The sequence below is a fragment of the Cyanobium usitatum str. Tous genome (assembly GCF_003011885.1).
GTDB classification, from domain to species: domain Bacteria; phylum Cyanobacteriota; class Cyanobacteriia; order PCC-6307; family Cyanobiaceae; genus Cyanobium_A; species Cyanobium_A usitatum.
This window is the reverse complement of record NZ_PXXO01000001.1, coordinates 321,842-342,169: the sequence shown is the minus strand read 5'-3', so window position 1 is coordinate 342,169 and position 20,328 is coordinate 321,842. Positions and strand designations below refer to the sequence as shown.

General features: G+C 64.0%; 23 protein-coding genes and 1 tRNA gene. 17 read left to right on the top strand and 7 right to left on the bottom strand.

What is annotated here, in order from left to right:
- Positions 1-133: 133 nt before the first annotated feature.
- Positions 134-1,738, top strand: a complete 1,605-nt coding sequence (gene ribBA, locus C7K55_RS01795) for a bifunctional 3,4-dihydroxy-2-butanone-4-phosphate synthase/GTP cyclohydrolase II (protein ID WP_123058583.1) — start codon at positions 134-136, stop codon at positions 1,736-1,738.
- A 1-nt stretch (position 1,739) separates the two neighbouring features.
- Here ribBA and C7K55_RS01790 read toward each other — a convergent pair whose 3' ends face one another.
- Positions 1,740-2,180, bottom strand: coding sequence for a peptidylprolyl isomerase (locus C7K55_RS01790; protein ID WP_106501653.1), 441 nt, complete (start codon positions 2,178-2,180; stop codon positions 1,740-1,742).
- Positions 2,181-2,309: 129 nt separating this feature from the next.
- Between C7K55_RS01790 and mtnP the strand changes: the two genes are divergently transcribed.
- Positions 2,310-3,233 (top strand): S-methyl-5'-thioadenosine phosphorylase, encoded by a 924-nt coding sequence (gene mtnP / locus C7K55_RS01785; RefSeq protein WP_106501652.1) that lies wholly within the window; start codon positions 2,310-2,312, stop codon positions 3,231-3,233.
- Here the strand turns inward: mtnP and murQ are convergent.
- The 4 genes from murQ to dnaK are packed head-to-tail and all read right to left on the bottom strand — an operon-like array spanning position 3,212 to position 7,635.
- Complete coding sequence (murQ, locus tag C7K55_RS01780) at positions 3,212-4,156, bottom strand: N-acetylmuramic acid 6-phosphate etherase (protein WP_241518091.1); 945 nt, start codon at positions 4,154-4,156, stop codon at positions 3,212-3,214. The two genes, mtnP and murQ, sit on opposite strands and share 22 nt — an antisense overlap.
- Positions 4,153-4,560, bottom strand: coding sequence for a DUF3110 domain-containing protein (locus C7K55_RS01775; protein ID WP_106501650.1), 408 nt, complete (start codon positions 4,558-4,560; stop codon positions 4,153-4,155). Before C7K55_RS01775 ends, murQ begins: the two co-directional genes overlap by 4 nt.
- 34 nt (positions 4,561-4,594) lie before the next feature.
- Positions 4,595-5,548, bottom strand: a complete 954-nt coding sequence (locus C7K55_RS01770) for a DnaJ domain-containing protein (RefSeq protein WP_241518090.1) — start codon at positions 5,546-5,548, stop codon at positions 4,595-4,597.
- Positions 5,545-7,635, bottom strand: a complete 2,091-nt coding sequence (gene dnaK, locus C7K55_RS01765) for a molecular chaperone DnaK (protein ID WP_106501649.1) — start codon at positions 7,633-7,635, stop codon at positions 5,545-5,547. Before dnaK ends, C7K55_RS01770 begins: the two co-directional genes overlap by 4 nt.
- 272 nt (positions 7,636-7,907) lie before the next feature.
- Between dnaK and pstC the strand changes: the two genes are divergently transcribed.
- From pstC to pstB, 3 genes are read left to right on the top strand one after another with little or no spacing between them, the layout of a single operon-like run.
- Positions 7,908-8,828, top strand: a complete 921-nt coding sequence (gene pstC / locus C7K55_RS01760) for a phosphate ABC transporter permease subunit PstC (protein ID WP_241518089.1) — start codon at positions 7,908-7,910, stop codon at positions 8,826-8,828.
- An 8-nt stretch (positions 8,829-8,836) separates the two neighbouring features.
- Positions 8,837-9,751, top strand: a complete 915-nt coding sequence (pstA, locus tag C7K55_RS01755; RefSeq protein ID WP_106501647.1) for a phosphate ABC transporter permease PstA — start codon at positions 8,837-8,839, stop codon at positions 9,749-9,751.
- Positions 9,752-9,798: 47 nt separating this feature from the next.
- A complete protein-coding gene (pstB, locus tag C7K55_RS01750; protein WP_106501646.1) occupies positions 9,799-10,623 on the top strand; it encodes a phosphate ABC transporter ATP-binding protein PstB in 825 nt (274 codons plus the stop codon).
- A 186-nt stretch (positions 10,624-10,809) separates the two neighbouring features.
- On the opposite strand, the gene C7K55_RS01745 is transcribed toward pstB, so the two are convergent.
- A tRNA-Ser gene (locus tag C7K55_RS01745) sits at positions 10,810-10,896 on the bottom strand.
- A gap of 38 nt (positions 10,897-10,934) precedes the next feature.
- Between C7K55_RS01745 and C7K55_RS01740 the strand changes: the two genes are divergently transcribed.
- From C7K55_RS01740 to C7K55_RS01700, 9 genes are all read left to right on the top strand, one after another.
- Positions 10,935-11,303 carry a 2Fe-2S iron-sulfur cluster-binding protein gene (locus C7K55_RS01740; RefSeq protein ID WP_106501645.1) on the top strand — a complete coding sequence of 123 codons (369 nt, stop codon included), beginning with the start codon at positions 10,935-10,937 and terminating at the stop codon, positions 11,301-11,303.
- Positions 11,300-12,178 (top strand): inositol monophosphatase family protein, encoded by an 879-nt coding sequence (locus C7K55_RS01735; RefSeq protein ID WP_106501644.1) that lies wholly within the window; start codon positions 11,300-11,302, stop codon positions 12,176-12,178. The genes C7K55_RS01740 and C7K55_RS01735 overlap by 4 nt, the downstream gene beginning before the upstream one ends.
- A 46-nt stretch (positions 12,179-12,224) precedes the next feature.
- Positions 12,225-13,394, top strand: a complete 1,170-nt coding sequence (locus C7K55_RS01730; protein ID WP_106501643.1) for an ATP phosphoribosyltransferase regulatory subunit — start codon at positions 12,225-12,227, stop codon at positions 13,392-13,394.
- 9 nt (positions 13,395-13,403) lie between these two features.
- Positions 13,404-13,628: an indolepyruvate ferredoxin oxidoreductase subunit alpha gene (locus C7K55_RS01725; RefSeq protein ID WP_106501642.1), complete on the top strand. Its 225-nt coding sequence runs from the start codon at positions 13,404-13,406 to the stop codon at positions 13,626-13,628.
- A gap of 258 nt (positions 13,629-13,886) precedes the next feature.
- Positions 13,887-15,797 (top strand): molecular chaperone HtpG, encoded by a 1,911-nt coding sequence (gene htpG / locus C7K55_RS01720; RefSeq protein WP_106501641.1) that lies wholly within the window; start codon positions 13,887-13,889, stop codon positions 15,795-15,797.
- Between the two features lie 57 nt (positions 15,798-15,854).
- Positions 15,855-16,073, top strand: a complete 219-nt coding sequence (locus C7K55_RS01715; protein WP_106501640.1) for an antitoxin MazE family protein — start codon at positions 15,855-15,857, stop codon at positions 16,071-16,073.
- Positions 16,067-16,402 carry a type II toxin-antitoxin system PemK/MazF family toxin gene (locus C7K55_RS01710; RefSeq protein ID WP_241518088.1) on the top strand — a complete coding sequence of 112 codons (336 nt, stop codon included), beginning with the start codon at positions 16,067-16,069 and terminating at the stop codon, positions 16,400-16,402. Before C7K55_RS01715 ends, C7K55_RS01710 begins: the two co-directional genes overlap by 7 nt.
- A 227-nt stretch (positions 16,403-16,629) precedes the next feature.
- Complete coding sequence (gene rpmB, locus C7K55_RS01705; protein ID WP_106501739.1) at positions 16,630-16,866, top strand: 50S ribosomal protein L28; 237 nt, start codon at positions 16,630-16,632, stop codon at positions 16,864-16,866.
- A gap of 7 nt (positions 16,867-16,873) precedes the next feature.
- On the top strand, positions 16,874-17,452 hold the full coding sequence (locus C7K55_RS01700) for a peroxiredoxin (RefSeq protein WP_106501639.1): 579 nt from the start codon (positions 16,874-16,876) through the stop codon (positions 17,450-17,452).
- Positions 17,453-17,476: 24 nt separating this feature from the next.
- On the opposite strand, the gene csaB is transcribed toward C7K55_RS01700, so the two are convergent.
- Positions 17,477-18,559 (bottom strand): polysaccharide pyruvyl transferase CsaB, encoded by a 1,083-nt coding sequence (gene csaB / locus C7K55_RS01695; protein ID WP_241518087.1) that lies wholly within the window; start codon positions 18,557-18,559, stop codon positions 17,477-17,479.
- A 49-nt stretch (positions 18,560-18,608) separates the two neighbouring features.
- Between csaB and C7K55_RS01690 the strand changes: the two genes are divergently transcribed.
- From C7K55_RS01690 to C7K55_RS01680, 3 genes are read left to right on the top strand one after another with little or no spacing between them, the layout of a single operon-like run.
- Entirely contained in the window at positions 18,609-18,914 is a 306-nt protein-coding gene (locus C7K55_RS01690; protein ID WP_106501638.1) for a DUF2499 domain-containing protein, read from the top strand.
- Positions 18,911-19,240, top strand: coding sequence for a DUF3593 domain-containing protein (locus tag C7K55_RS01685; RefSeq protein WP_106501637.1), 330 nt, complete (start codon positions 18,911-18,913; stop codon positions 19,238-19,240). Before C7K55_RS01690 ends, C7K55_RS01685 begins: the two co-directional genes overlap by 4 nt.
- Complete coding sequence (locus C7K55_RS01680; protein WP_106501636.1) at positions 19,240-20,322, top strand: substrate-binding periplasmic protein; 1,083 nt, start codon at positions 19,240-19,242, stop codon at positions 20,320-20,322. The genes C7K55_RS01685 and C7K55_RS01680 overlap by 1 nt, the downstream gene beginning before the upstream one ends.
- The last annotated feature ends 6 nt before the right edge of the window (positions 20,323-20,328 follow it).

Sequence of the window (20,328 nt, the reverse complement as noted above, 5' to 3'; positions counted from 1 at the left end):
GGGGCTTTATAAAGGATGATTGCGCCAGGGCCTAGACCCCGCCCGCACTCCGTTGACCCTCCTGCGCGACTCGAGTTCCACGCCCCTGCCATCCGGTTCCAGCCCGGAGGTCGCTTTGAACGGGGAAGAGCGCATCGCTTTTGACTCAGTTGCCGATGGTCTCGCCGCGATCCGCAACGGCGAATCAATCGTGGTGGTTGACGATGAAAATCGGGAAAATGAAGGCGACCTGATCTGCGCCGCGCAGTTTGCAACGCCCGAGCAGATCAACTTCATGGCCACCGAGGCCCGGGGCCTGATCTGCCTGGCCATGGAGGGTGAACGGCTCGATGCCCTGGATCTGCCACTGATGGTGGATCGAAACACCGACAGCAACCAGACCGCCTTCACGGTGAGTGTCGATGCGGGCCCTGAAAACGGTGTCAGCACTGGAATTTCCGCCGACGATCGCGCCCGCACCATCCAGGTGGCGATCCACCCCCACACCCGTCCAGCCGACCTGCGTCGGCCAGGGCACATCTTCCCGTTGCGGGCTAAGCAAGGTGGCGTACTGAAGCGCGCTGGGCACACCGAGGCCGCCGTTGATCTGGCCAGGCTTTCTGGCCTCTATCCCGCCGGGGTGATCTGCGAAATTCAAAACAGCGACGGCTCCATGGCCCGGCTACCCCAGCTGGCTGCCTACGCCAAACGCCACGGATTACGCCTGATCAGCATTGCCGAACTGATCAGCTACCGCCTCGACACCGAGCGCTTCGTGCAGCGCCAGGCTGAAGCGGCCATGCCAAGCGCCTTCGGCGACTTCCGCGCCATTGGCTACCGCAACGAACTCGATTGCAGCGAGCACGTTGCCATCATCAAGGGCCAACCGCAGCTGGCTAAGGAGCCGGTGCTGGTGCGGGTGCACAGCGAGTGCCTCACCGGCGATGCCTTTGGCTCGCTGCGCTGCGACTGCCGGCCCCAGCTGGAGGCTGCCCTGCGCATGATCGAAGCCGCCGGCGTTGGGGTGGTGGTGTATCTGCGCCAGGAGGGCCGGGGCATTGGCCTGATCAACAAGCTCAAGGCCTACTCCCTGCAGGACACCGGCCTAGACACGGTGGAAGCCAACGAACGCCTTGGCTTCGCTGCCGACCTGCGCAACTACGGAGTTGGGGCTCAAATCCTCAGCGACCTGGGCGTGCACCGGCTGCGCCTGATCACCAATAACCCGCGCAAGATCGCAGGCCTTGGTGGTTATGGATTGCAGGTCGAAGACCGGGTGCCGCTGGTGATGGATGCCGGCAGCCACAACGCCGCTTATTTGCAAACCAAGCGCATCAAACTTGGCCATCTGATGGGTGATGGTCCCTCCTGCCCGATCGGCGGACCCACGGCAGTGCTGGCCTGGCACGGCCAGGCCTTGGCGAATGGCCAGCTTGAGCAGCTGCAACGCTGGGCCCTGAAGCAGGGGCTGCAGGTGGAGCGAGAGGAGCATCCAAGGTTGCTGGCCCTGCTCGACCAGCCCCAGCTTGCGGTGCTGCTGGGCGGCCTCGACCATGCCGGCAGTGGAGTGGGGGCAGTTGCTGCGGCGCTGGTGCTGATGGGCGACTGGCCCCAAACCGAACGGCTGAGCCTGCTACTAGCCCCTGATGGTCAACGCAGCAGCCATCCCAGCGCTGATCTGGAGTCAGAGCAGCGGCCCCTTGCAGATCTGGGCACCGACCTGATACTTCAGCCCGGTGCCTTCCTGGTCTGGCGCTGAATCAGTCTTGAACTGTCACCTTGTTGATGCGGCTGCCGTTTTTAAGGGCCGTAACCACATCCATGTTGCCGGTGAGGCCAAACACGGTGTGCACGCCATCAAGGTGGGGCTGGGCTCCGTGGCAGATATAAAACTGCGAGCCGCCTGTGTTCTTGCCGGCATGGGCCATGGCCAGGGTGCCCGCCTGGTGCTTCTGGCTATTGATCTCGCAGTTGATCTGGTAGCCGGGGCCGCCGGTACCGGCGGTGCCACGGGCACCTTCACGGCTGTTTGGGCAACCGCCCTGGGCCATGAAGCCGGGAATCACGCGGTGGAAGGCCAGGCCGTCGTAGAAGCCCTCCTTGGCGAGCTTGGTGAAGTTGGCCACGGTGTTGGGTGCATCGGCCTCGAACAGTTCGAGTTCGATGGTGCCGGCGTCGGTCTCCATCAAGGCTTTGGTCACGGCGGCAGGGAATAAAAGCCGACTTTATGGGGAGGCACGGGTGAACCGGCTGAAACGCCGTGCTCAAAATGGGGCAGGCTCTAGCCGGACCAATCCTTTTAAACGCCCCGTCGCCAGACCCAACCGCCGATGAGCAGCCCCACCCCCAACTCCCCTAACGGCATCGATCTCAGCCGCGCCCGCCTGGGGATCCTGGGGGGCAGCGGTCTCTACGCCATGGAGGGCCTCGAAGACATTCAAGAGCTCACGATCGAAACGCCCTACGGAGCTCCCTCCGATGCCCTGCGCCTCGGCCGTATCGGCGATCTGGAGGTGGTGTTCCTGGCCCGTCACGGCCGCCACCACAGCCACACCCCCACCGAGGTGCCCTACCAGGCCAACCTCTGGGCCCTGCGCTCCCTCGGCGTGCGCTGGATCCTGTCCCTCTCGGCGGTGGGCTCCCTGCAGGAGCAGGTTCGGCCCCTCGACATGCTGGTGCCGGATCAATTCATCGATCGCACCCAGCAGCGGCCGCTGACGCTGTTTGGCGAGGGGCTGGTGGCCCATGTGGCTTTTGCCGAACCCTTCTGCCCGGCGCTAAGCCGTCTGCTGGGCGATGTTGCCGAAAGCCTGATGCCCGAGGGCCGCAAGCTGCACCGCGGCGGCACTTACCTCTGCATGGAGGGGCCGGCCTTCTCCACCCGGGCCGAATCGGAGCTCTACCGCTCCTGGGACTGCCAGGTGATCGGCATGACCAATCACACCGAAGCCCGCCTGGCCCGGGAAGCCGAGATCGCCTACGCAACCCTGGCAATGGTGACCGACTACGACTGCTGGCACCAGGAACACGCCTCGGTGACCGTTGAAATGGTGATCGCCAACCTGCAAGCCAACGCCAGCCTGGCCCAGCAGATCGTGCGGCTAGCGGCCCAGCGGGTGGAGGCCCAGCGACCCAGCAGCAGCGCCCACCAGGCCCTGCGCCATGCCCTGATGACGCCCAAAGAGCACGTGCCCGCCGCCACCCGCCGCAAGCTCGAACTGTTTACGGCTCCCTACTGGGGCCCATTCAGCTGAGCGCCGCAGGCCGCCAGCGCCTGGCGCAGGCTGGGGCCATGGCTGGCAAGGTGGGCGGCGGCTGAGGCCGCATCCAGGCCAGTGGCCGCGATCAGCAGGGCCAGCTTCACCGAGCCGCCGCTCTGCAGCAGCAGTTCCCGGCCGCGCTGCCGGTCCAGCCCGGCCAGGTCGCGCAGGATGCGCAGGGCCCGATCCTCCAGCTTGCTGTTGGTGACGGCCACATCCACCATGCGGTTGCCGTGCACCTTGCCCAGGCGCACCATCACGCCGGTGGAGAGCAAGTTCAGGGCCATCTTGGTGGCGGTGCCGGCCTTGAGCCGGGTGGAGCCCGCCAGCAGTTCAGGGCCAGTGAGCAGGCGGATATCGATGGAGCAGGGCATCGGCACCTGCTCGGCTGTCACGCAGGCCATGGCGATTGCCAGGGCTCCGATCGCCTGGGCGTGCTCCAGGGCCCCGAGCACGTAGGGGGTGGTGCCGCCAGCGGCGATGCCCACCAAACAATCGGCCGGGCCAAAGCCGCGCTCCTCCAGGTCGCTGCGGCCAGCAGCTGCCAGATCCTCCAGGCCCTCGGAGCTGCGCAGCAGGGCTGGGGCGCCGCCAGCGAGCACGCCCTGCACCAGCTCAGGCGCCGTGCAGAAAGTTGGCGGGCACTCGGCCGCATCCAGCACCCCAAGCCGGCCGGAGGTTCCCGCCCCTAGGTAAAAAAGTCGCCCGCCGGCCTGCAAACGGGCGGCGATGGCATCCACGGCGGCAGCCAGGGCCGGGGCTGCCGCTTCCAGGGCCCGCTGGGGCTCCCGTTCGTTGGCACAAAAAAGGCCCACCAGCTCGTCGGTGGGCAGCTGGTCGAGCCGCTCGCTGAGGGGATTGGCCTGCTCGGTGAGCAGGTGGCCGCGATCAGGGCCGGTCACAGGAGAGATACTCACAGCAGGCCCTCCAGTTGCCGGCGGAAGGCTTCGAGGCTGGGATCAGGGGCGCTCTCGCCGGCCTGCTCCTGCTCCTGAAGCTCCCGTTGCTCCTGCCAGTTGGTGACGTCCATGTTGCGCACAGGCGGCGCAATCAGCAGCCGGTCTTCAGCGCTCTGGGGCAGGAAGCCCGCCGGCACAAAGCGGGCCTCATAGCCAGCCTCGCCGCAGAAAAGCTCCATCTCCTCGCGGTCCAGCGGCTCCACGGTGGGCACGGGGAAGTCCTGGGCTTCCAGCAGGCCGGCGTAGCGCTCCGCATCGTCGCTGTCTTCAAACAGCAGCACCACCGTGCGGCCGTTTAGCTCCAACGAATGGATGCCTTCCTGATCGGTTCCGGCATCAAACAGCAGCACATGCACCGGCATGGATCGCGGCATGGGGCAATGGCCCTCCAGTGTGTCACCGGTGCTGCTCGTCGGGATCGTCGGCGAGCTCCTGCAGCCGCTTGTAGAGGGCTGCTTCCGCCTCACCCAGCTGCTCCGGCACCAGGATGCGCACCTCCACCAGCTGGTCGCCGCGCTGCTCAGCCCACTCCTGGCCCCGCCCCCGCAGGCGCAGCAGGCGGCCGCTGGAGGAGCCGGCCGGCACCCGCAGCTTCACCGGACCGCGCAGGGTGGGCACCACCACCTGGCAGCCCAGGGCCGCCTCCGCTGGGGTCAGCTCGAGGGGGTAGAGCACCCGCAGGCCGTCGATGCGCAGGCCTTCTTCGGTGCGCACCCGCAACTGCAGAAAGTGGTCACCGCCGCCGGGGGTCACCCCCGCCAGCCGCAGTCGCCAGCCATCGCCGGCAAAAGGAGGGGTCCACACCTCCACCGCCGTGCCATCAGCCAGCTCCAGCTCCAGCCGCTCCCCCTGCAACGCCTGCTCCGGCGTGAGCTCCACCAGGCTCTCCTGGTCGCTGGAAGCCCGCACCGGTGGTGGTGGCGGCGGTGCGGCGGTTACCGATCCAGAAGCCTGACGGGGGGGTTCCGCAGGAGGCTCGGGCTCAGGCTCGGGTTCCTGCCACTCGGGTTCGGCGGCCCGGCGGGGACGGCGGCGCTCCCCGAAAAGCACCTCGAGATATACCTCGAAGTCGGGGAAACCGACAGCAAAGGGATCCTGGGACTCCCGGCCCGAGCCGTCAGCGGGCATACCGGCCTCCCATGCCTGGCGGCGGCGCGGATCTGAGAGCACCGCATAGGCCTCGTTGACCAGCTTGAAGCGCTCCTCCGCCAGCGGGTCGTTGCCGTTGAGATCGGGGTGCCAGCGGCGGGCCTGGGCCCGGAAAGCCCGCTTGAGGTTGCTGGCATCGGCGCCAGGCTCGAGGCCCAGCACCGACCAGTAGTCGGCCGGGGCGGCGGGGCTAGAGGTCACCGGTAGGAACTATCCCCCCAGGGATCTGAGTCGCTGCCGGGCCGGCGCTCGCGGGCTGCCGGCTCAGGTTCGCGATAGGGCTCCCTGTAGGGCTCTCTGTAGGGATCCTTGTAGGGCTCGCGATAGGGATCCCGGTCGTAGCGACTGGGGGGAGCAGCCCAGGGATCGCTGCCCGGGCGGTTCCAGTCATCCCAATCGTCATCGGCAAACAACTCATCCTTGAGCGAACCCAGGGTGTTCTTGAGTCCCTGCAGCGGCCCCTGCTCTGCCTTGCGTTCACTCTGCAAGCGGCGGTTTAGGCCAAACAGAGCTTCCTGCAGCTGGCTCACGGCCAGCTCCAGCTCCACCAGGTCGTCGGCAGCCAGCAGGTCCTGCACATCGCGCAGGGCCATCTCCACGGAGCGCTGCTGGCGCTCGGCGCCGTAGGGGCCCAGTTCAAGGGATGCGTCGCGCAGCCGGCGCTCCGCCTGGGCCACCAGGGTTTGGGCCCGGTTGCGACGATCAATCTCGGCTCGCTTGCGCCGATCCTCGCTGGCCTTGAGATCGGCCTCCTCAATCAACTTGGTGATCTCCTCCTCGCTGAGGTTGGAGCCCCCCTGGATGCTGACGCTCTGCTGGCGCCCGGTGGTGCGATCGGTGGCCGACACCTGCAGCAGGCCGTTGGCATCGATGTCGAAGGACACCTGCACCTGGGGCACACCCCGAGGCGCTGGCGGAATGCCAGAGAGACGGAAACGGCCCAAGCTCTTGTTATCAACCGCCATCTGCCGCTCCCCCTGCAGCACGTGGATCTCCACCGAGCTTTGGTTGGCTTCGGAAGTGCTGAACAGGTCGCTCTTGCGCACCGGGATCGAGGTGTTGCGAGGAATCAGCACCTTCATCACGCCGCCAATGGTTTCCAAACCAAGCGAAAGGGGCGTGACGTCGTTGAGCATCAGATCGCGCAGCTCACCGGTGAGGATCCCCGCCTGCACCGCAGCACCGATCGCCACCACCTCATCGGGGTTCACCGACTGGCAGGGCTCCAGCGGAATGAGGGTGCGCACCATCTGCTGCACCATCGGCATGCGGGTGCAGCCACCCACCAGCACGACGTCGTCGATGTCTTCGGCCGCGAAGGCCGAATCCCGCAGGGCCCGCTGCACCGGCCGCAGCAAGCGATCCAGCAGATCGGGGCAGAGGCCCTCAAACACCCGCCGCTCCAGGGTGGTTTCGATATGCAGCGGCCCGTCGGGGCCGGTGGCAATAAAAGGCAAGGAAATCGGCGTGCTCTGCACACCGCTGAGCTCGATCTTGGCTTTCTCCGCTGCTTCGGTGAGCCGCTGCAGGGCCTGGCGGTCGCGGCGCAGATCAATGCTGTGCTCCGCCAGGAAGGCATCGGCCAGCCAATCAACGATGCGCCGGTCCCAGTCGTTGCCGCCCAGCTGGGTGTCGCCGCTGGTGGCCTTCACATCGAACACCCCTTGGGCGATGCGCAGCACCGAGACATCGAAAGTGCCCCCGCCCAGGTCAAACACCAGCACCCGCTTGACGGTGCTGCGATCAAAGCCGTAGGCCAGGGCTGCCGAGGTGGGCTCATTGAGGATCCGCTCAACGCTGATCCCAGCCAGGCGGCCGGCATCGCGGGTGGCCTGGCGCTGGGCGTCGTTGAAGTAGGCCGGCACGGTGATCACCGCCGCTTCCACGGGCTCGCCGAGGTAGGTGGCGGCGTCGTCACAGAGCTTGCGCAGCACGCTGGCAACCAGCTCTTCAGGGGCGTATTCCCGTTCAGTGGCTGGACACACCACCCGAACGTTGCCCTGGTCGTTGGCCCGCACGCTGTAGGGCACCGACAGGCTGTCTTCCTCAAGCTCGTCCCACTGACGGCCAACGAAACGCTTGAGGTTGGCAAAAGTATTGCGGGGGTTGAGCACAAGCTGACGCCGGGCCAGCTGGCCGACGAGCAACTCCTGGTCGCGGCTGAAGCCCACCACCGAGGGGGTGGTACGGCCGCCTTCAGCGCTGGCGATCACCTGGGGACGGCCGCCCTCCAGTACCGCCACCACTGAGTTAGTGGTGCCAAGGTCGATGCCAACTATCCGGGACATGGCACCCCTTTACTTAGAAGCATGCGCCTAGAACCCCGTCGACCCATGAAAACGGCGGCTCAGCCCCGCGCTGTTGGTCCCCAAACTAACGGTCTCCCAGACGTTAATCACTGCTTAAACGGCGGTGAGGGGAGCCCTTCGTAGATTTCGTTTGGATCGGCCGCTTAGCGCTGACCGATGCAAAGCCATCCCTACCCATGCTGACGGACTCCAGCCAAGCGGGCTCAGGCCCAACGAATCCCCATCGCAACCTAGATGCTGACGCCTTCACCTTGCGTCGCCGCCCACCTTCAGAAAAGTTGCTCGACCTGGGTTTTCGCCAGCTAACCCTGGTGCTCGCCTCAGTTGTCGCGATCGTCCTGTTAGGCATTTTCATCACAGTTTTCCAGGGTGCGCGGGAGGCGATGGCCAGTTTTGGCCTCAGCTTCCTAACCATCTCCAGCTGGGATCCCGTCAACGAGCAATACGGGGCATTCACCGCCATCTACGGCACTTTGGTGACCTCGATCCTGTCTCTGGCCATCGCAATCCCTCTAGGTGTTGGCACGGCGATCTTCATCACCGAAGACCTGATCCCCAGCTCCGTGCGGGAGGGGATTGGCCTGATGGTGGAACTGCTTGCCGCCATTCCATCGGTAGTGCTCGGACTTTGGGCAATCTTTGTCATGGGGCCCGCCATCCGGCCTGTCCTCAATTGGCTGCACGAACTGTTGGGCTGGAGTCCTTTCTTTGACACCGCTCCCCAGGGCCCTGGCATGGCCCCGGCCATCCTGATCCTGGTGGTGATGGTGCTACCAATCATCACGGCCATCTCACGAGATGCCCTGAATCAAGTGCCTATTGAACTGCGGCAGGGAGCCTACGGGGTAGGAACTACCCGCTGGGGAGCCATATTCAGCGTGATCTTGCCGGCAGCTATTTCTTCCATAACTGGCGGCGTGATGCTTGCCCTAGGCAGGGCCATGGGGGAAACCATGGCGGTCACGATGATTATTGGCAACTCCTTCAACTTCAGCTTTTCACTGCTGGCGCCTGGTAACACCATCGCCTCGATGCTCGCCAATCAGTTCGGTGAAGCCGATGGCATCCAGGTGTCGGCCCTTATGTATGCCGCCCTCATCCTGATGGTGCTCACATTCACGGTGAATGTGGCGGCCCAGTGGATCGTCCGTCGCCTCAGCCTGCGTTACTGATCACCACCATGGCCAATCCTTCTCCGATCACTTACGACAACACCGCCCTTTTTGACCGGCGGCCATTGCGCTACGATCCCTGGCTGACGCGCAACTTACGCAATCTGCTGTTCACCGGCATTGCTTCCATATTTGCTGCTATTGCGGTTTTACCGCTAGTTTTAGTTTTGTTCTACGTGTTGATGCAAGGCGGCCGCCTGATCAGCGTGGGCTTGTTCACCCAACTGCCACCCGACATCGGAATGGAGGGTGGAGGTATTGGTAACGCCATCATAGGCACCTTACTTGTAACCCTGATCGCCTCTCTGATTGCCATCCCCGTGGGAGTGGGGGGCGGCATTTTCCTAAGCGAATACTCCAGCGGCGGCTGGTTTGCCAATTTCGTTAGTTTCGGCAATGACGTTTTGGCTGGCGTGCCTTCAATCATCGCCGGTGTATTCGTCTACGGCACTGTTGTAACCACCCGTGTATTTTTCGGTCAGAGTTACAGCGCCATGGCTGGCGGTATCGCCCTGGCCGTGTTGATGCTGCCGACTGTGATTAAGACCACCTATGAGGGGCTCAAACTGGTGCCTCAGGAGCTGCGCTGGGGTGCCTACGGCGTAGGTGCTTCTAAATTTGTGACCGTGATGCGGATCACCCTGCCATCGGCCTTCACTCCGATTGCCACTGGTGTAGTGCTGGCAATCGCCCGAGCCGCCGGTGAAACGGCTCCGTTGATCTTCACAGCTCTCTTCTCCTCATTCTGGCCTGATGGGGTGTTTGATCCGATCGCCACCATGTCGGTGCTGATCTTCAATTTCGCGATCATGCCCTATCAAGCCCAAAACGAACTCGCTTGGGCTGCCTCCTTTGTGCTGGTGATGATGATCCTGGCCGCCAACCTGCTGGCGCGCTGGATAGCCCGGATGACCAAAGTCTGAAGTCCGAACCCTCCAGCCCCTCCGTTTCCCCCATTCCCTACAGAGCAATGACCAGCAGCTCCCACTCCAGCCAGTCCGCCGATTCCTCCAAAGGGGATGCCTGCATGTCCCTGCAGAACGTCACCATCTCCTACGGCAAGTTTGAGGCGGTGAAAAATGTGTTCATGGATATCCCCCGCGGCCGGGTGACCGCCTTTATCGGACCTTCAGGCTGCGGTAAGTCGACCGTATTGCGCGGCCTCAATCGGATGAACGATCTGATTCCGGGCTGCAAGCTCAAGGGCAGAGTTGTTTTTGACGGCCACGATCTCTACGACCCCAAGGTGGATCCAGTCGAGGTGCGCAGGCGCATTGGCATGGTGTTCCAGAAGCCCAATCCCTTCCCAAAATCGATCTACGAAAACATCGCTTTTGGCGCCCGGATCAACGGCTTCAAGGGTGATATGGATGAGCTGGTGGAGCGCTCCCTACGCAAGGCTGCAGTGTGGGACGAATGCAAGGACAAGCTTAGGGAGAGCGGATTTGCCCTGTCCGGCGGCCAGCAGCAGCGCCTCTGCATCGCCCGCGCCATCGCCACTGAGCCTGAGGTGATCTTGATGGACGAGCCTTGCTCAGCGCTTGATCCGATCTCCACATTGAAGATCGAAGAAACAATGCATGAGCTGAAGCGCAGCTACACGATCATCATCGTGACCCACAACATGCAGCAAGCCGTGCGTGTGGCTGATCAAACGGCCTTCTTTAATGCCGAAGCAGTGGAAGGTGGCACCGGCAAGGTGGGCTACCTAGTGGAGTTCAACGACACCGAGCGGATCTTCAATGCCCCCGGCCAGCAGGCCACCCAGGACTACGTGAGCGGCCGATTCGGCTGATATACAACGATAGGGATTTAAATTAGAACTTTATATCAAAATCAGCGACTTGCCAACTTAGTAACTTGTAAACACAGGAACTTATTGGCCTAGGAACTTGGAAAATCAGCAACTTGGCTAATCATGGATTGATTCATTCAATCCTTGAAGACCATGAAAAAGCCGGCCGCAAGGCCGGCTTTATAACGGAGAGGGAGGGATTCGAACCCTCGATAGAGTTGCCCCTATACAGCATTTCCAGTGCTGCGCCTTCGACCACTCGGCCACCTCTCCAGGGGCAAAATGGGGCAACCAGATGGCAATGTAGCAGCATGACTCTCACCCATCCGATCACGGTTCACTGGCTCCAAACCGGCCAGGTGATTCGCCATGAGGTTCCCGAAGGGGAATACATCCTGCGCAGCTTTGAGCAGCAGGGGGATCCCCTGCCTTTTAGTTGCCGCAACGGCTGCTGCACCGCCTGCGCCGTGCGCGTGATTAGCGGCGAAATCGATCAGCGCGAGGCCCTGGGGCTGTCGCGGGAGCTGCGCGGGCGTGGCTACGGACTTCTCTGCGTGGCCCGGGCCACCGGCCCCTTGGAGGTAGTGACCCAGGAGGAGGACGAGGTCTACGAACTGCAGTTTGGGCGGCACTTTGGCCGCGGCAAGGTGCGCAGCGCCCTACCCCTGGAGGAGGAATGAAAGCAGCCAGCACCGCGGCCTACGAGCAATCGGGCCTGAGCAGCGGCGATATCGAACACCTATCGGCGGTGGCGCGCCGGGCTGCGGAGGTCGGAGGCGAGCAACTGCGCCAGCACTTTGGCCGCCTGCAGCAGGTGCGTGAGAAGGGGCGCTCCGGCGATCTGGTCACCGAGGCAGACCATGCCGCTGAAGCAGCGGTGCTGGCGCTGCTCGAGGCCGAAACACCGCAGATTGGCGTTCTGGCCGAAGAGAGCGGACGCCGCTCCAGGCCCGGCGAGCTGGAGTGGTGCGTCGATCCCCTAGATGGCACCACCAACTACGCCCACAGCTATCCGCTGTTTGCCACCTCGGTGGGCTTGTGCTGGCGCGGACAGCCCCTGCTCGGCGCCCTGGCTGCCCCAGGCCTGGAGCAGCTCTACTGGGCCGCACCCGGCCTGGGCTCCTGGTGCAATGGCAGCAGGTTGGCCGTTAGCAATTGCCCCAGCCTTGAGCAGGCCCTGCTGGTAACCGGCTTTGCCTACGACCGCCGCAGCCGACTCGACAACAACTACGCCGAATTCGCCTGGTTTACCCACCGCAGCCAGGGCGTGCGCCGCGGCGGCTCAGTGGCCCTCGATCTTGCCTTCGTGGCCGCCGGCAAGCTCGATGGCATTTGGGAGCGGGGCCTATCGCCCTGGGATCTGGCCGCCGGAGCGGTGCTTGTGGAGCAAGCCGGCGGTGTGGTGAGCGCCTACGACGGCTCGGCATTTGTGATCGACTCGGGGCGGATCCTGGCCTGTGGAGCGACCCTGCAACCAGCCCTGATCGAGGGCCTGGCTTCCTGCCGCCCCCTGGCCGGAGCCAGCTATGGCGCCCCCGAACTCGACTCCCCCTGATTCGATCCATAGGATCAGCCCACCCCATCCCACCTTCAACGCCGCAATGGCCCTGCAACCTGCCGCTGGCGTTCGGGATCTCAACCCCCGTGAAGTTGAGGGCAACCGGCGCATCGCCGATCAGCTCGCAGCTGTGTATCGGCTCTGGGGCTACCAGGAGGTGGCGCCGCCCAGTTTTGAGCGGCTCGACACCCTGGAGGCTGGTGGTGGCATCGACGGCCGCGAGCTGGTGCGGCTGGCAAGTGATGAGCCCCTGGGGCTGCGGCCGGAGCTGACCGCCTCGATCGCCCGCGCCGCCAGCACCCGCCTGGCCGAGCGGCCCCGCCCCCTGCGGCTCTGGGCCATGGGCAGCACCTTCCGCAGCTCCACGGCTGAGGGCGGCTCCCAGCGGCTGCATGAACAGTTGCAGAGCGGCGTCGAGCTGCTCGGGGCCCAAACCGCCGCCGCCGATGTGGAGCTGATGCGGCTGCTGCTTGCCGCCGCCGGAGCCCTTGGACTACAGGAGCATCACCAACCCCGGCTGCTAGTTGGGCACCACGGGGTGCTCAGCGCCCTGCTGCGCCAGCTCCCCGAGAAGCAGCAGGGCGCTGCCCGCGCCGCCCTAACCAACTTCGACCCGCTGGCTCTGGCCCAACTGGCCTTACCGGATTCTGATCGGCAGCGCCTGGGCAACCTGATGCGCCTGCGCGGCGAGCCCGCCAAGGTGCTTTATCAACTGGAGCAATGGCTGGGCCCCATTCCCCTGCTAGCGGAGCTGGGCGAGACCCTGGCTGCGGTGGCCCCGGCCGCAGAGCGCCTTGGGGTGCAATTGCAGCTCGACCCCAGCTTCCAGCCCCACTTCGCCCTCTACGACGGTCTGGTGCTGAAGCTGGTCTGCCAGGGCCAGGAGGTGCCGGTGGAGATTGCCAGCGGCGGTCGTTACGACGCCCTGGTGGGTCGCTTTTGCCCAGAGCCAAGCGAAGCTGCGGGAGTGGGCTTTGGCTTCGATGTGGGAGCGGTGCGGGAGCTGGTGGCACCTGCCATAGAGAGCCCTTCGCCGGTGCTGGTGGCCTACGGCAACACCCATCACCTGGCCGCAGCCCTCGATCAGCTGGAGGCCCTGCACCAGATGGGCACCTGCGCTGAACTGCTCAGCGGGGCCTGCGCCAACCAGGCGGAAGCAGAAGCCCTCGGCCAAGCCCGCGGCTGCGGCCGTACCCTCTGGATCGCTCCTTAAAATTCTGAGATGGCTCACACGATCGTCACCAACGTCTGCGAGGGCGTAGCCGATTGCGTTGATGCCTGCCCCGTGGCTTGCATCAACCCCGGCCAAGGTGCCAACAGCAAGGGCACAAACTTTTATTGGATCGACTTCGACACCTGCATCGATTGCGGCATCTGCCTGCAGGTGTGTCCCGTGCAGGGGGCCATCCTTCCCGAAGAAAAGCCCGAGCTGCAGCAGGCAGGCTGAGCTGCGCAGCAGGCAGGCTTAGCGCAGCAGGCAGGTTGTGAGCGGCGCTACTTAGCTTAGCCAAGACTTAGCCAAGACGCCGCTTAGGCAAACCACCGCCTAGCCTAGCAACCGCTTAGCCAAGCAACCACTTAGGCAAACCACTACTTAGCCAAGCTAAGACTTAGCTAATTCAGAGTTCGGAGACCCCTCCCTCAAAGCCATTGAGCCGGAAGGCCCAAGCTCCGTAAGGTTTGGCCCAACGACCTAACGCTTGCCATGACGGTGCTGGAACAGGGCCAGATTCAGATCCACACCGAAAACATCTTTCCGATCATTAAAAAAGCCGTCTACAGCGGCCATGAGGTGTTTCTGCGGGAGCTGGTGAGCAATGGCGTGGATGCCATCAGCAAGCGGCGCATGGCGGCGATGGCTGGCGACTGCAGCGAAGGGCCTGAGGCCAAGATTTCGATCCGCATCGACCGCGAGGCCAAAACCCTCACCATCTCCGACAACGGCATCGGCATGAATGTCGATGAGGTGAAGCGCTACATCAACCAGGTGGCCTTTTCCAGCGCCGAAGACTTCCTCGAGAAATACAAGCAAGAAAACGACGCGATCATCGGCCACTTCGGCCTGGGCTTCTATTCCAGCTTCATGGTGGCTAAGCAGGTGGAGCTGGTGACCCTCTCGGCCAGTGCTGGCGCTGAGGCGGTGCGCTGGAGCTGTGATGGCTCCCCCAACTTCAGCCTGGAGGTGGCCGAGCGCAGCGAGCCCGGCACCGACGTGATCCTTCACCTGATGGAGGAGGAGCTCGAATACATCGAGCCGACCCGTATCCGCACCTTAATAACCACTTACTGCGACTTCCTGCCGGTGGAAGTGCAGCTGGAAGGCGAAACCGTCAATAAGCGCGAGGCCCCTTGGCGCAAGAGCCCCAGGGATCTCACCGACAACGACTACATCGAGCTCTATCGCTACCTCTATCCCTTCCAAGGCGATCCCCTGCTGTGGGTGCACCTCAACACCGACTACCCCTACAACCTGCAGGGCATCCTGTTTTTCCCCAAATCCACTGGCCGGGCCGATTGGGAGAAGGGCGAGATCAAGCTCTACTGCAACAACGTGTTTGTGAGCGACTCGATCAAGGAGGTGGTGCCCCGCTACCTGCTGCCCCTGCGCGGCGTGATTGACTCGCCCGACATTCCCTTGAACGTGAGCCGCTCCGCCCTGCAAACCGATCGCCGCGTGCGTTCGATCGGTGGCTTCGTGGCCAAGAAGGTGGGCGACCGGCTCAAGGAGCTCCATCGCAACGACCCCAAGCGCTACGCCGAAAGCTGGGAGTCGCTGGCCCCCTTCATCAAGATCGGCGCCATGGAGGATGAAAAGTTCGCCGACCAGGTGGCCGATCTGGTGCTGTTTGGCAGCACGGCTGCCGCCGGCGAAGGCGACAGCCCCGACCCCATCCCCGGCGAAGGCGGCAAGGCCTACACCACCCTGGCTGGCTACCGCACCCGCCTGGATGGCGCCAACGACAAGCGCATCCTCTACTGCACCGATGAAGCAGGCCAGGCTGGGGCCCTTGCCCTATGGAAGAGCCAGGGGGCCGAGGTGCTGCTGGCCGACACCTTCATCGATACCCAGTTCATCCCCTGGCTCGAATACCGCCACGAGGAGCTCAAATTCCAGCGGGTGGACAGCGAGCTGGATGAATCGCTGCAGGAGAAAGAAAGCGAGATCAGCGACGCAGACGGCAAGGACAATTCCGAAAAGCTGCGCGATTTATTCAAGGCAGCTCTGGCCAACGACAAGATCACCATCCAGGTGCAGGCCCTGAAGGGTGACAACGCCCCAGCCGCCTTGATCCTGCTGCCGGAGCAGATGCGCCGCCTCAACGACATGGGCGCCCTGATGGAGCAGCGCCTGCCGGGCTTGCCCGATCACCACGTGCTGCTGGTGAACCGCAAACACAAGCTGGTGGAAGGCCTGCTCAAGCTCTCGGCCGGTTCGGTGATCACAACCGGTGGCGGTGGCGGCAGCTCCCCCAGCCAGCAGCTGGCCGATGATCTTGGCCGCCATGTCTACGAGCTGGCCCGTCTGGCCGTGGGCGGCCTGGAGCCCAATGAGCTGGCTGGCTTCCAGCAGCGCAGCGCCGATTTGATGGGCAAGCTGATGGAGCGGGGGCTGTGATCGGCCGACACACCGGGCCAGCCGTAACATGTAACAACATCCAAGGCGTCAGCCGCGATGGCCACCAGCTCCTCAGCAACCAGGCTGCGCGTCGCAGCCCATCGACAACGGCTGCGCCTTCAGGGCCTCAGGCCAGTTCAGGTCTGGATTCCTGATACACGCACGCCTGCCTTTGCGGAACGCGCCCACCAGGACTCCCTTGCGGTGGGCACCAGCACCATGGCCTCCAGCGATCAGGGCTTCATTGACAGCGTCAGCGAGCTGGATGGGTGGTGAAGCGGGGCGAGATCTGGACTGTTGCCGGTGGCGGCGATGTGACCGGCAAACCGCGCCCTGCGGTGATCCTTCAGCACGATGCTTTTGACAGCACCGAGTCCGTCACGATCTGTGCCTTCACTAGTGATCCCACCGAAGCGCCACTGTTTCGAATCCCCGTGAAGCCAAGCACCGCCAATGGCCTGGCAGCGACGAGCCAATTGATGGTTGACCAGATCACGACCGTCTCGCGCCGCCGGCTGGGCTCCCGAATCGGCAAGTTGGCCCGCAGTGACCTGCAACGGCTCAACCAGGCTGCGATTGTGTTCCTAGGCCTGGCGGGTTCGTAGAGGCTGCACTGCTTGAGCGGTGCTCAACATGCACCAGCCCTAGAGCCACCCGCGTAGTGCGCACCACTGACCGCATTGGCGGGGCCGAGGTGGTGATCGAGCTACCCCTGACGTGGACCCCAGAGCCCGAACCGGATCAAGGCCTAGGCCGTCTGGACCGGGGATATCCACGCTTTGGTAAGGTTGGGATACGGGCTAGCGCCTGCAAGTCGTTTTGGAAGTGGTTCATGTCCCGGGTCTGCCAGCTCACCGGCAAGCGCGCCAACAACGGCATGGCCGTCTCGCACTCCCACGTGCGCACCAAAAAGCTCCAGCAGGTGAACCTGCAAGAGCGCCGTCTGTGGTGGGCTGAAGGCAATCGCTTCATCAAGTTGCGCGTCTCCACCCGCGCTCTGAAAACCATCCAGAAGAAGGGCCTGGGCGCTTACGCCAAAGAGTTGGGCGTCAACCTGGCCAAAATCTGAGCCTGCGATGCGGCGTCGGGCACTTTTGCAGGGCCTAGTTGCTCTTCTGCCCGCCGCAGCGGGTGCTTCAAGCCTGTTGGCATCCAGCCGACAGGCTTTTGCTTTGGGAGGCACCCTGCCTGCTCTCAACCAATCCGCCCCTGATTTCGACCTAGCCGGCATTGCGCCAGCAGCCGGTGGTGAAGCCGTACCTACCCGGCTGAATTTGGCCGACTTCCAGGGCAAATGGTTGGTGCTCTACTTCTATCCCCGTGATTTCACCGGAGGCTGCACCATCGAAGCTCGCGGTTTTCAAAAAGACCTGGCCAGCTTCCGTGCCGCCAATGCTGCCGTGGTGGGGGTGAGTGCCGACGATGCCGAATCCCACGCCGATTTCTGCAGCAGCGAGGGGCTGGCATTTCCCTTGCTGTCTGATCCAGCTGGCACGGTGAGCCGCGCCTACGGCAGCTGGATCGCTCCCTTCTCTCAGCGCCACACCTTCCTGATCGACCCCTCGGGCATATTGCGCTCCACCTGGGTGGCGGTGCGTCCCAGCGGCCACAGCGCCGAAGTGCTCACCAGCCTGCGGGAGCTTCAAGCCAGCTGATCAGGCGCTAACGCGGCCAATTGGTCATAAACCAGCCAGTGGTGCCAGCCATGCAAATACTTGCTGGTGTACTTCGCTCTGCTGACGCAGCTCAAGCAGCCTTGAAGAGGGTGGCGGGATGTCGAGCGCCCTATCCCAGCTGGCCAGCAGCCCAGGGCCGGGCGCCATATCAAGATTTTGACAGGAGCAGCCCAGGTTGGCGGCGGCGGCAGCCACCTTGGGGTCGTAGCTGAGGGCGGCGCAGGGCGCACCGGAGAGGGCCGCCAGGATCAGGCCGTGCAGCCGCATCGCCACCACCAAGCCAGCACCGCTGCATATGGCCATCGCCTCCTGGGGCCGCTCAGCCAGCACCTCCCGACTGCGGGCTGCCAGCCCTGGCGGCAGCAGCTGCTCACGGCGCAGCTGCTCCAGCAGGCCCCTGTCCTGGTTGGCGTGGAAAGGCAGCCAGATCACCTCCCGGTCGTGGCTGGCGGCCAACTGATCCAGGGCGGCCAGATAGGGCCTCCAAGCTGAACCCTGCAACTGGCGGGTGGGGCGGAAGCAAAGCACTAGGGGGCCGCCCCTGCCGCGCCATTGCTGGGGAGGTAGGCCCCAGACCGGATCGCTGCCCACGGGTCCATCACGCCCCAGGCTCCTGGCCAGGGCCGCCGACTCCGGGTCGCGCCAGCTCACAGCCGTTGCCAAGCGCAGTAGGCAGCTCACCAGCATTCGGCTGCGCCGCCGCTGCAGGGGCCCCAGCCCCTGACCCCAAAGCAGCACAGGCTTGGCCTGCAAGCGGGCGGCTCCGATCAGAGCTGCGTAATAGAGCAGGCTCTTGAAACTGGTGGAATCCTGCAGCAGGCTGCCGCCGCCAAGCACCAAGGCATCGCAGTGCCGCAGCGCCTTGAGCACCAGAGGCAGGCTGCGGCGCGCCACCGTATCAACCCCAAAGCGCTCCCGCACGAGGGCACCGTCGTGGGCCGTAACCGTGCCGAGGCAGCCAGCTGGCAACTGGGCCAGCAACACCTCCAGCAGGGCGTCGTCGCCCAGGTTGTGCTCGCCGTAGTAGCCGCAAAGCAACAGCCGCTGCGCTGACTGATCCGTCTTGGCCGGCCTGATCACGCGCACCTAAACCAGGTATCAGACGCACAGCTTCTCACCCTGTCAAGATCAGTCAATGCATGCCCTCTCCCTACCCACCTGGTGGATTCACGTCACCTCGGTGCTCGAGTGGGTGGTAGCGATGGTGGCCGTGCAGCGCCTGGGGGTGGCTCGCCGGGAGGGCGGTTGGCGTTGGTTGAGCCTGGCAATGTTGCCGGCCTTGGTGAGCGCCATGGCTGCCTGCACCTGGCATCTGTTTGACAACAGCCCAAACCTGCAGGGCCTGGTGGTGTTTCAGGCGGGCCTCACCACCATTGGCAACGCCGCCCTGGCACTGGCAGCCTGGAACCTGCTGCGCCAGCAGCGGCAGGCGACGCCATGAGCGGCCCCCTCGGCTGGCTTGCCGGCATCGACCCCACGCCTTTGTTCGTGTTGTCGCTACTCCCCTATCTGGCCTTCCTTTGGTGGGCAGGGCGGATTGAGGGGTTCCCCAAGCTGGCCCTGCGGGGTTTTCAATTCACCCTGGTGTTTGTGGCCGTCACGATTGCCGCCGCCATCGTGGCCCAACTGCGCTATGGCGAGCTGCTGGCCAATGTGGATTCCCTGCATGGGGGAGCTGAATCGCTGCTCACGATCTCCAACCTGCTTGTGGTACTTGGCTTCAGCGGCATTGGCGCCGTGATCACGGCCCAACCGCCCCGATCCTGATGCTCTGGCTTCTGGCGATAGTCGTCAGCATGGCCGCTGGGCCTAGCCAGGCTGCACCCGTATTGAGAGTCGGCGTGGCGGATGGCTCCCAGCCCTGCTCCTATCGCCAGCGGGGCAGCTGGAGTGGCATGGCCGTGGAACTGTGGCAACAGGTCGCCGACCAGGAGCAGATCCCCTACGTACTGGTGCCAGCAGACAACACAACCGAGCTGCTGGCAGCCACCAAGCGCAACGAAGTGGACGTTGCGATCGGCTGCATCACCATCTCACCAGAACGCATCCGCCAGAACCGCTTCAGCCTGCCTTTTCAGGAATCGGGCTTGGGGGTGATGGTCAAACGCAACCAGCTCGAGCTCGGCAGTTCCCTGCTGCGCAGCCTGCTGACTCCTGATCTGATCAGGCTGCTGGTGGCCTACGTGGTGCTGATTGGCCTGTTGAGCGTGGCTGTCTGGCAGGTGGAGCGCAACGGCAGCAAACCCAGCAGCTGGGAGATCGGGCCGCGACGCGCCTTCGCCTTGATCTTTCAGGTGCTAGCCACCGGCCCTGGCACAAACACCGTGGTTGTTAGTACACGGGGCCACACCTTTGTCTTTGTGGCCTACCTGGTGCGGATCATCACGGCCTCGCTGCTGGTCAGCTACGTCACCTTGAACGTCGTGCGGGGCAACCAGGAATTGGCGAGCCCCAACATCCGCAGCCTCAACGATCTCGCCGGCCAGCGGGTTGCCGTGCGGCGTGGCACCGTCAGCAACGACCTACTGCAAAGACTCAACGACTCCGGATTGCAGCCGCCGATTCAGCTGCGCGAGCTGGATCAGGTGATCCGCGCCGACAGCCTGCTGGCTGCTGATGCCGTGGATGCGGTGCTCGCCGACGACATCCAGCTCGACTTTTTGCTGCAGCAACTGCCCCACAAGCTCTACGGGCTGGCGCTGCGCAACCTCAACCCCCAATCCCAGGCATTCGCCCTCTCACCAGGCATCAGCGAAGACCTGGAAACCCGGATCAATGAAGCGCTTGGCAGGCTCAAGCGCGATGGCGTAGTCAGCCGGCTGCGGCAGCAGGCAATGAACAAGTCTTAAGCCGGG

Excerpts from the sequence above, each read along its gene's own strand:
- C7K55_RS01715 (WP_106501640.1), top strand. The coding sequence starts at position 15,855 with ATGGCCACCAGCTCCTCAGCAACCAGGCTGCGCGTCGCAGCCCATCGA.
- dnaK (WP_106501649.1), bottom strand. The coding sequence starts at position 7,635 with ATGTCCCGGATAGTTGGCATCGACCTTGGCACCACTAACTCAGTGGTG.
- pstA (WP_106501647.1), top strand. The coding sequence starts at position 8,837 with ATGGCCAATCCTTCTCCGATCACTTACGACAACACCGCCCTTTTTGAC.
- htpG (WP_106501641.1), top strand. The coding sequence starts at position 13,887 with ATGACGGTGCTGGAACAGGGCCAGATTCAGATCCACACCGAAAACATC.
- mtnP (WP_106501652.1), top strand. The coding sequence starts at position 2,310 with ATGAGCAGCCCCACCCCCAACTCCCCTAACGGCATCGATCTCAGCCGC.
- C7K55_RS01740 (WP_106501645.1), top strand. The coding sequence starts at position 10,935 with ATGACTCTCACCCATCCGATCACGGTTCACTGGCTCCAAACCGGCCAG.
- C7K55_RS01700 (WP_106501639.1), top strand. The coding sequence starts at position 16,874 with ATGCGGCGTCGGGCACTTTTGCAGGGCCTAGTTGCTCTTCTGCCCGCC.
- C7K55_RS01725 (WP_106501642.1), top strand. The coding sequence starts at position 13,404 with ATGGCTCACACGATCGTCACCAACGTCTGCGAGGGCGTAGCCGATTGC.
- C7K55_RS01735 (WP_106501644.1), top strand. The coding sequence starts at position 11,300 with ATGAAAGCAGCCAGCACCGCGGCCTACGAGCAATCGGGCCTGAGCAGC.
- C7K55_RS01685 (WP_106501637.1), top strand. The coding sequence starts at position 18,911 with ATGAGCGGCCCCCTCGGCTGGCTTGCCGGCATCGACCCCACGCCTTTG.
- C7K55_RS01730 (WP_106501643.1), top strand. The coding sequence starts at position 12,225 with ATGGCCCTGCAACCTGCCGCTGGCGTTCGGGATCTCAACCCCCGTGAA.
- pstB (WP_106501646.1), top strand. The coding sequence starts at position 9,799 with ATGACCAGCAGCTCCCACTCCAGCCAGTCCGCCGATTCCTCCAAAGGG.
- C7K55_RS01690 (WP_106501638.1), top strand. The coding sequence starts at position 18,609 with ATGCATGCCCTCTCCCTACCCACCTGGTGGATTCACGTCACCTCGGTG.
- C7K55_RS01775 (WP_106501650.1), bottom strand. The coding sequence starts at position 4,560 with ATGCCGGTGCATGTGCTGCTGTTTGATGCCGGAACCGATCAGGAAGGC.
- rpmB (WP_106501739.1), top strand. The coding sequence starts at position 16,630 with ATGTCCCGGGTCTGCCAGCTCACCGGCAAGCGCGCCAACAACGGCATG.
- C7K55_RS01680 (WP_106501636.1), top strand. The coding sequence starts at position 19,240 with ATGCTCTGGCTTCTGGCGATAGTCGTCAGCATGGCCGCTGGGCCTAGC.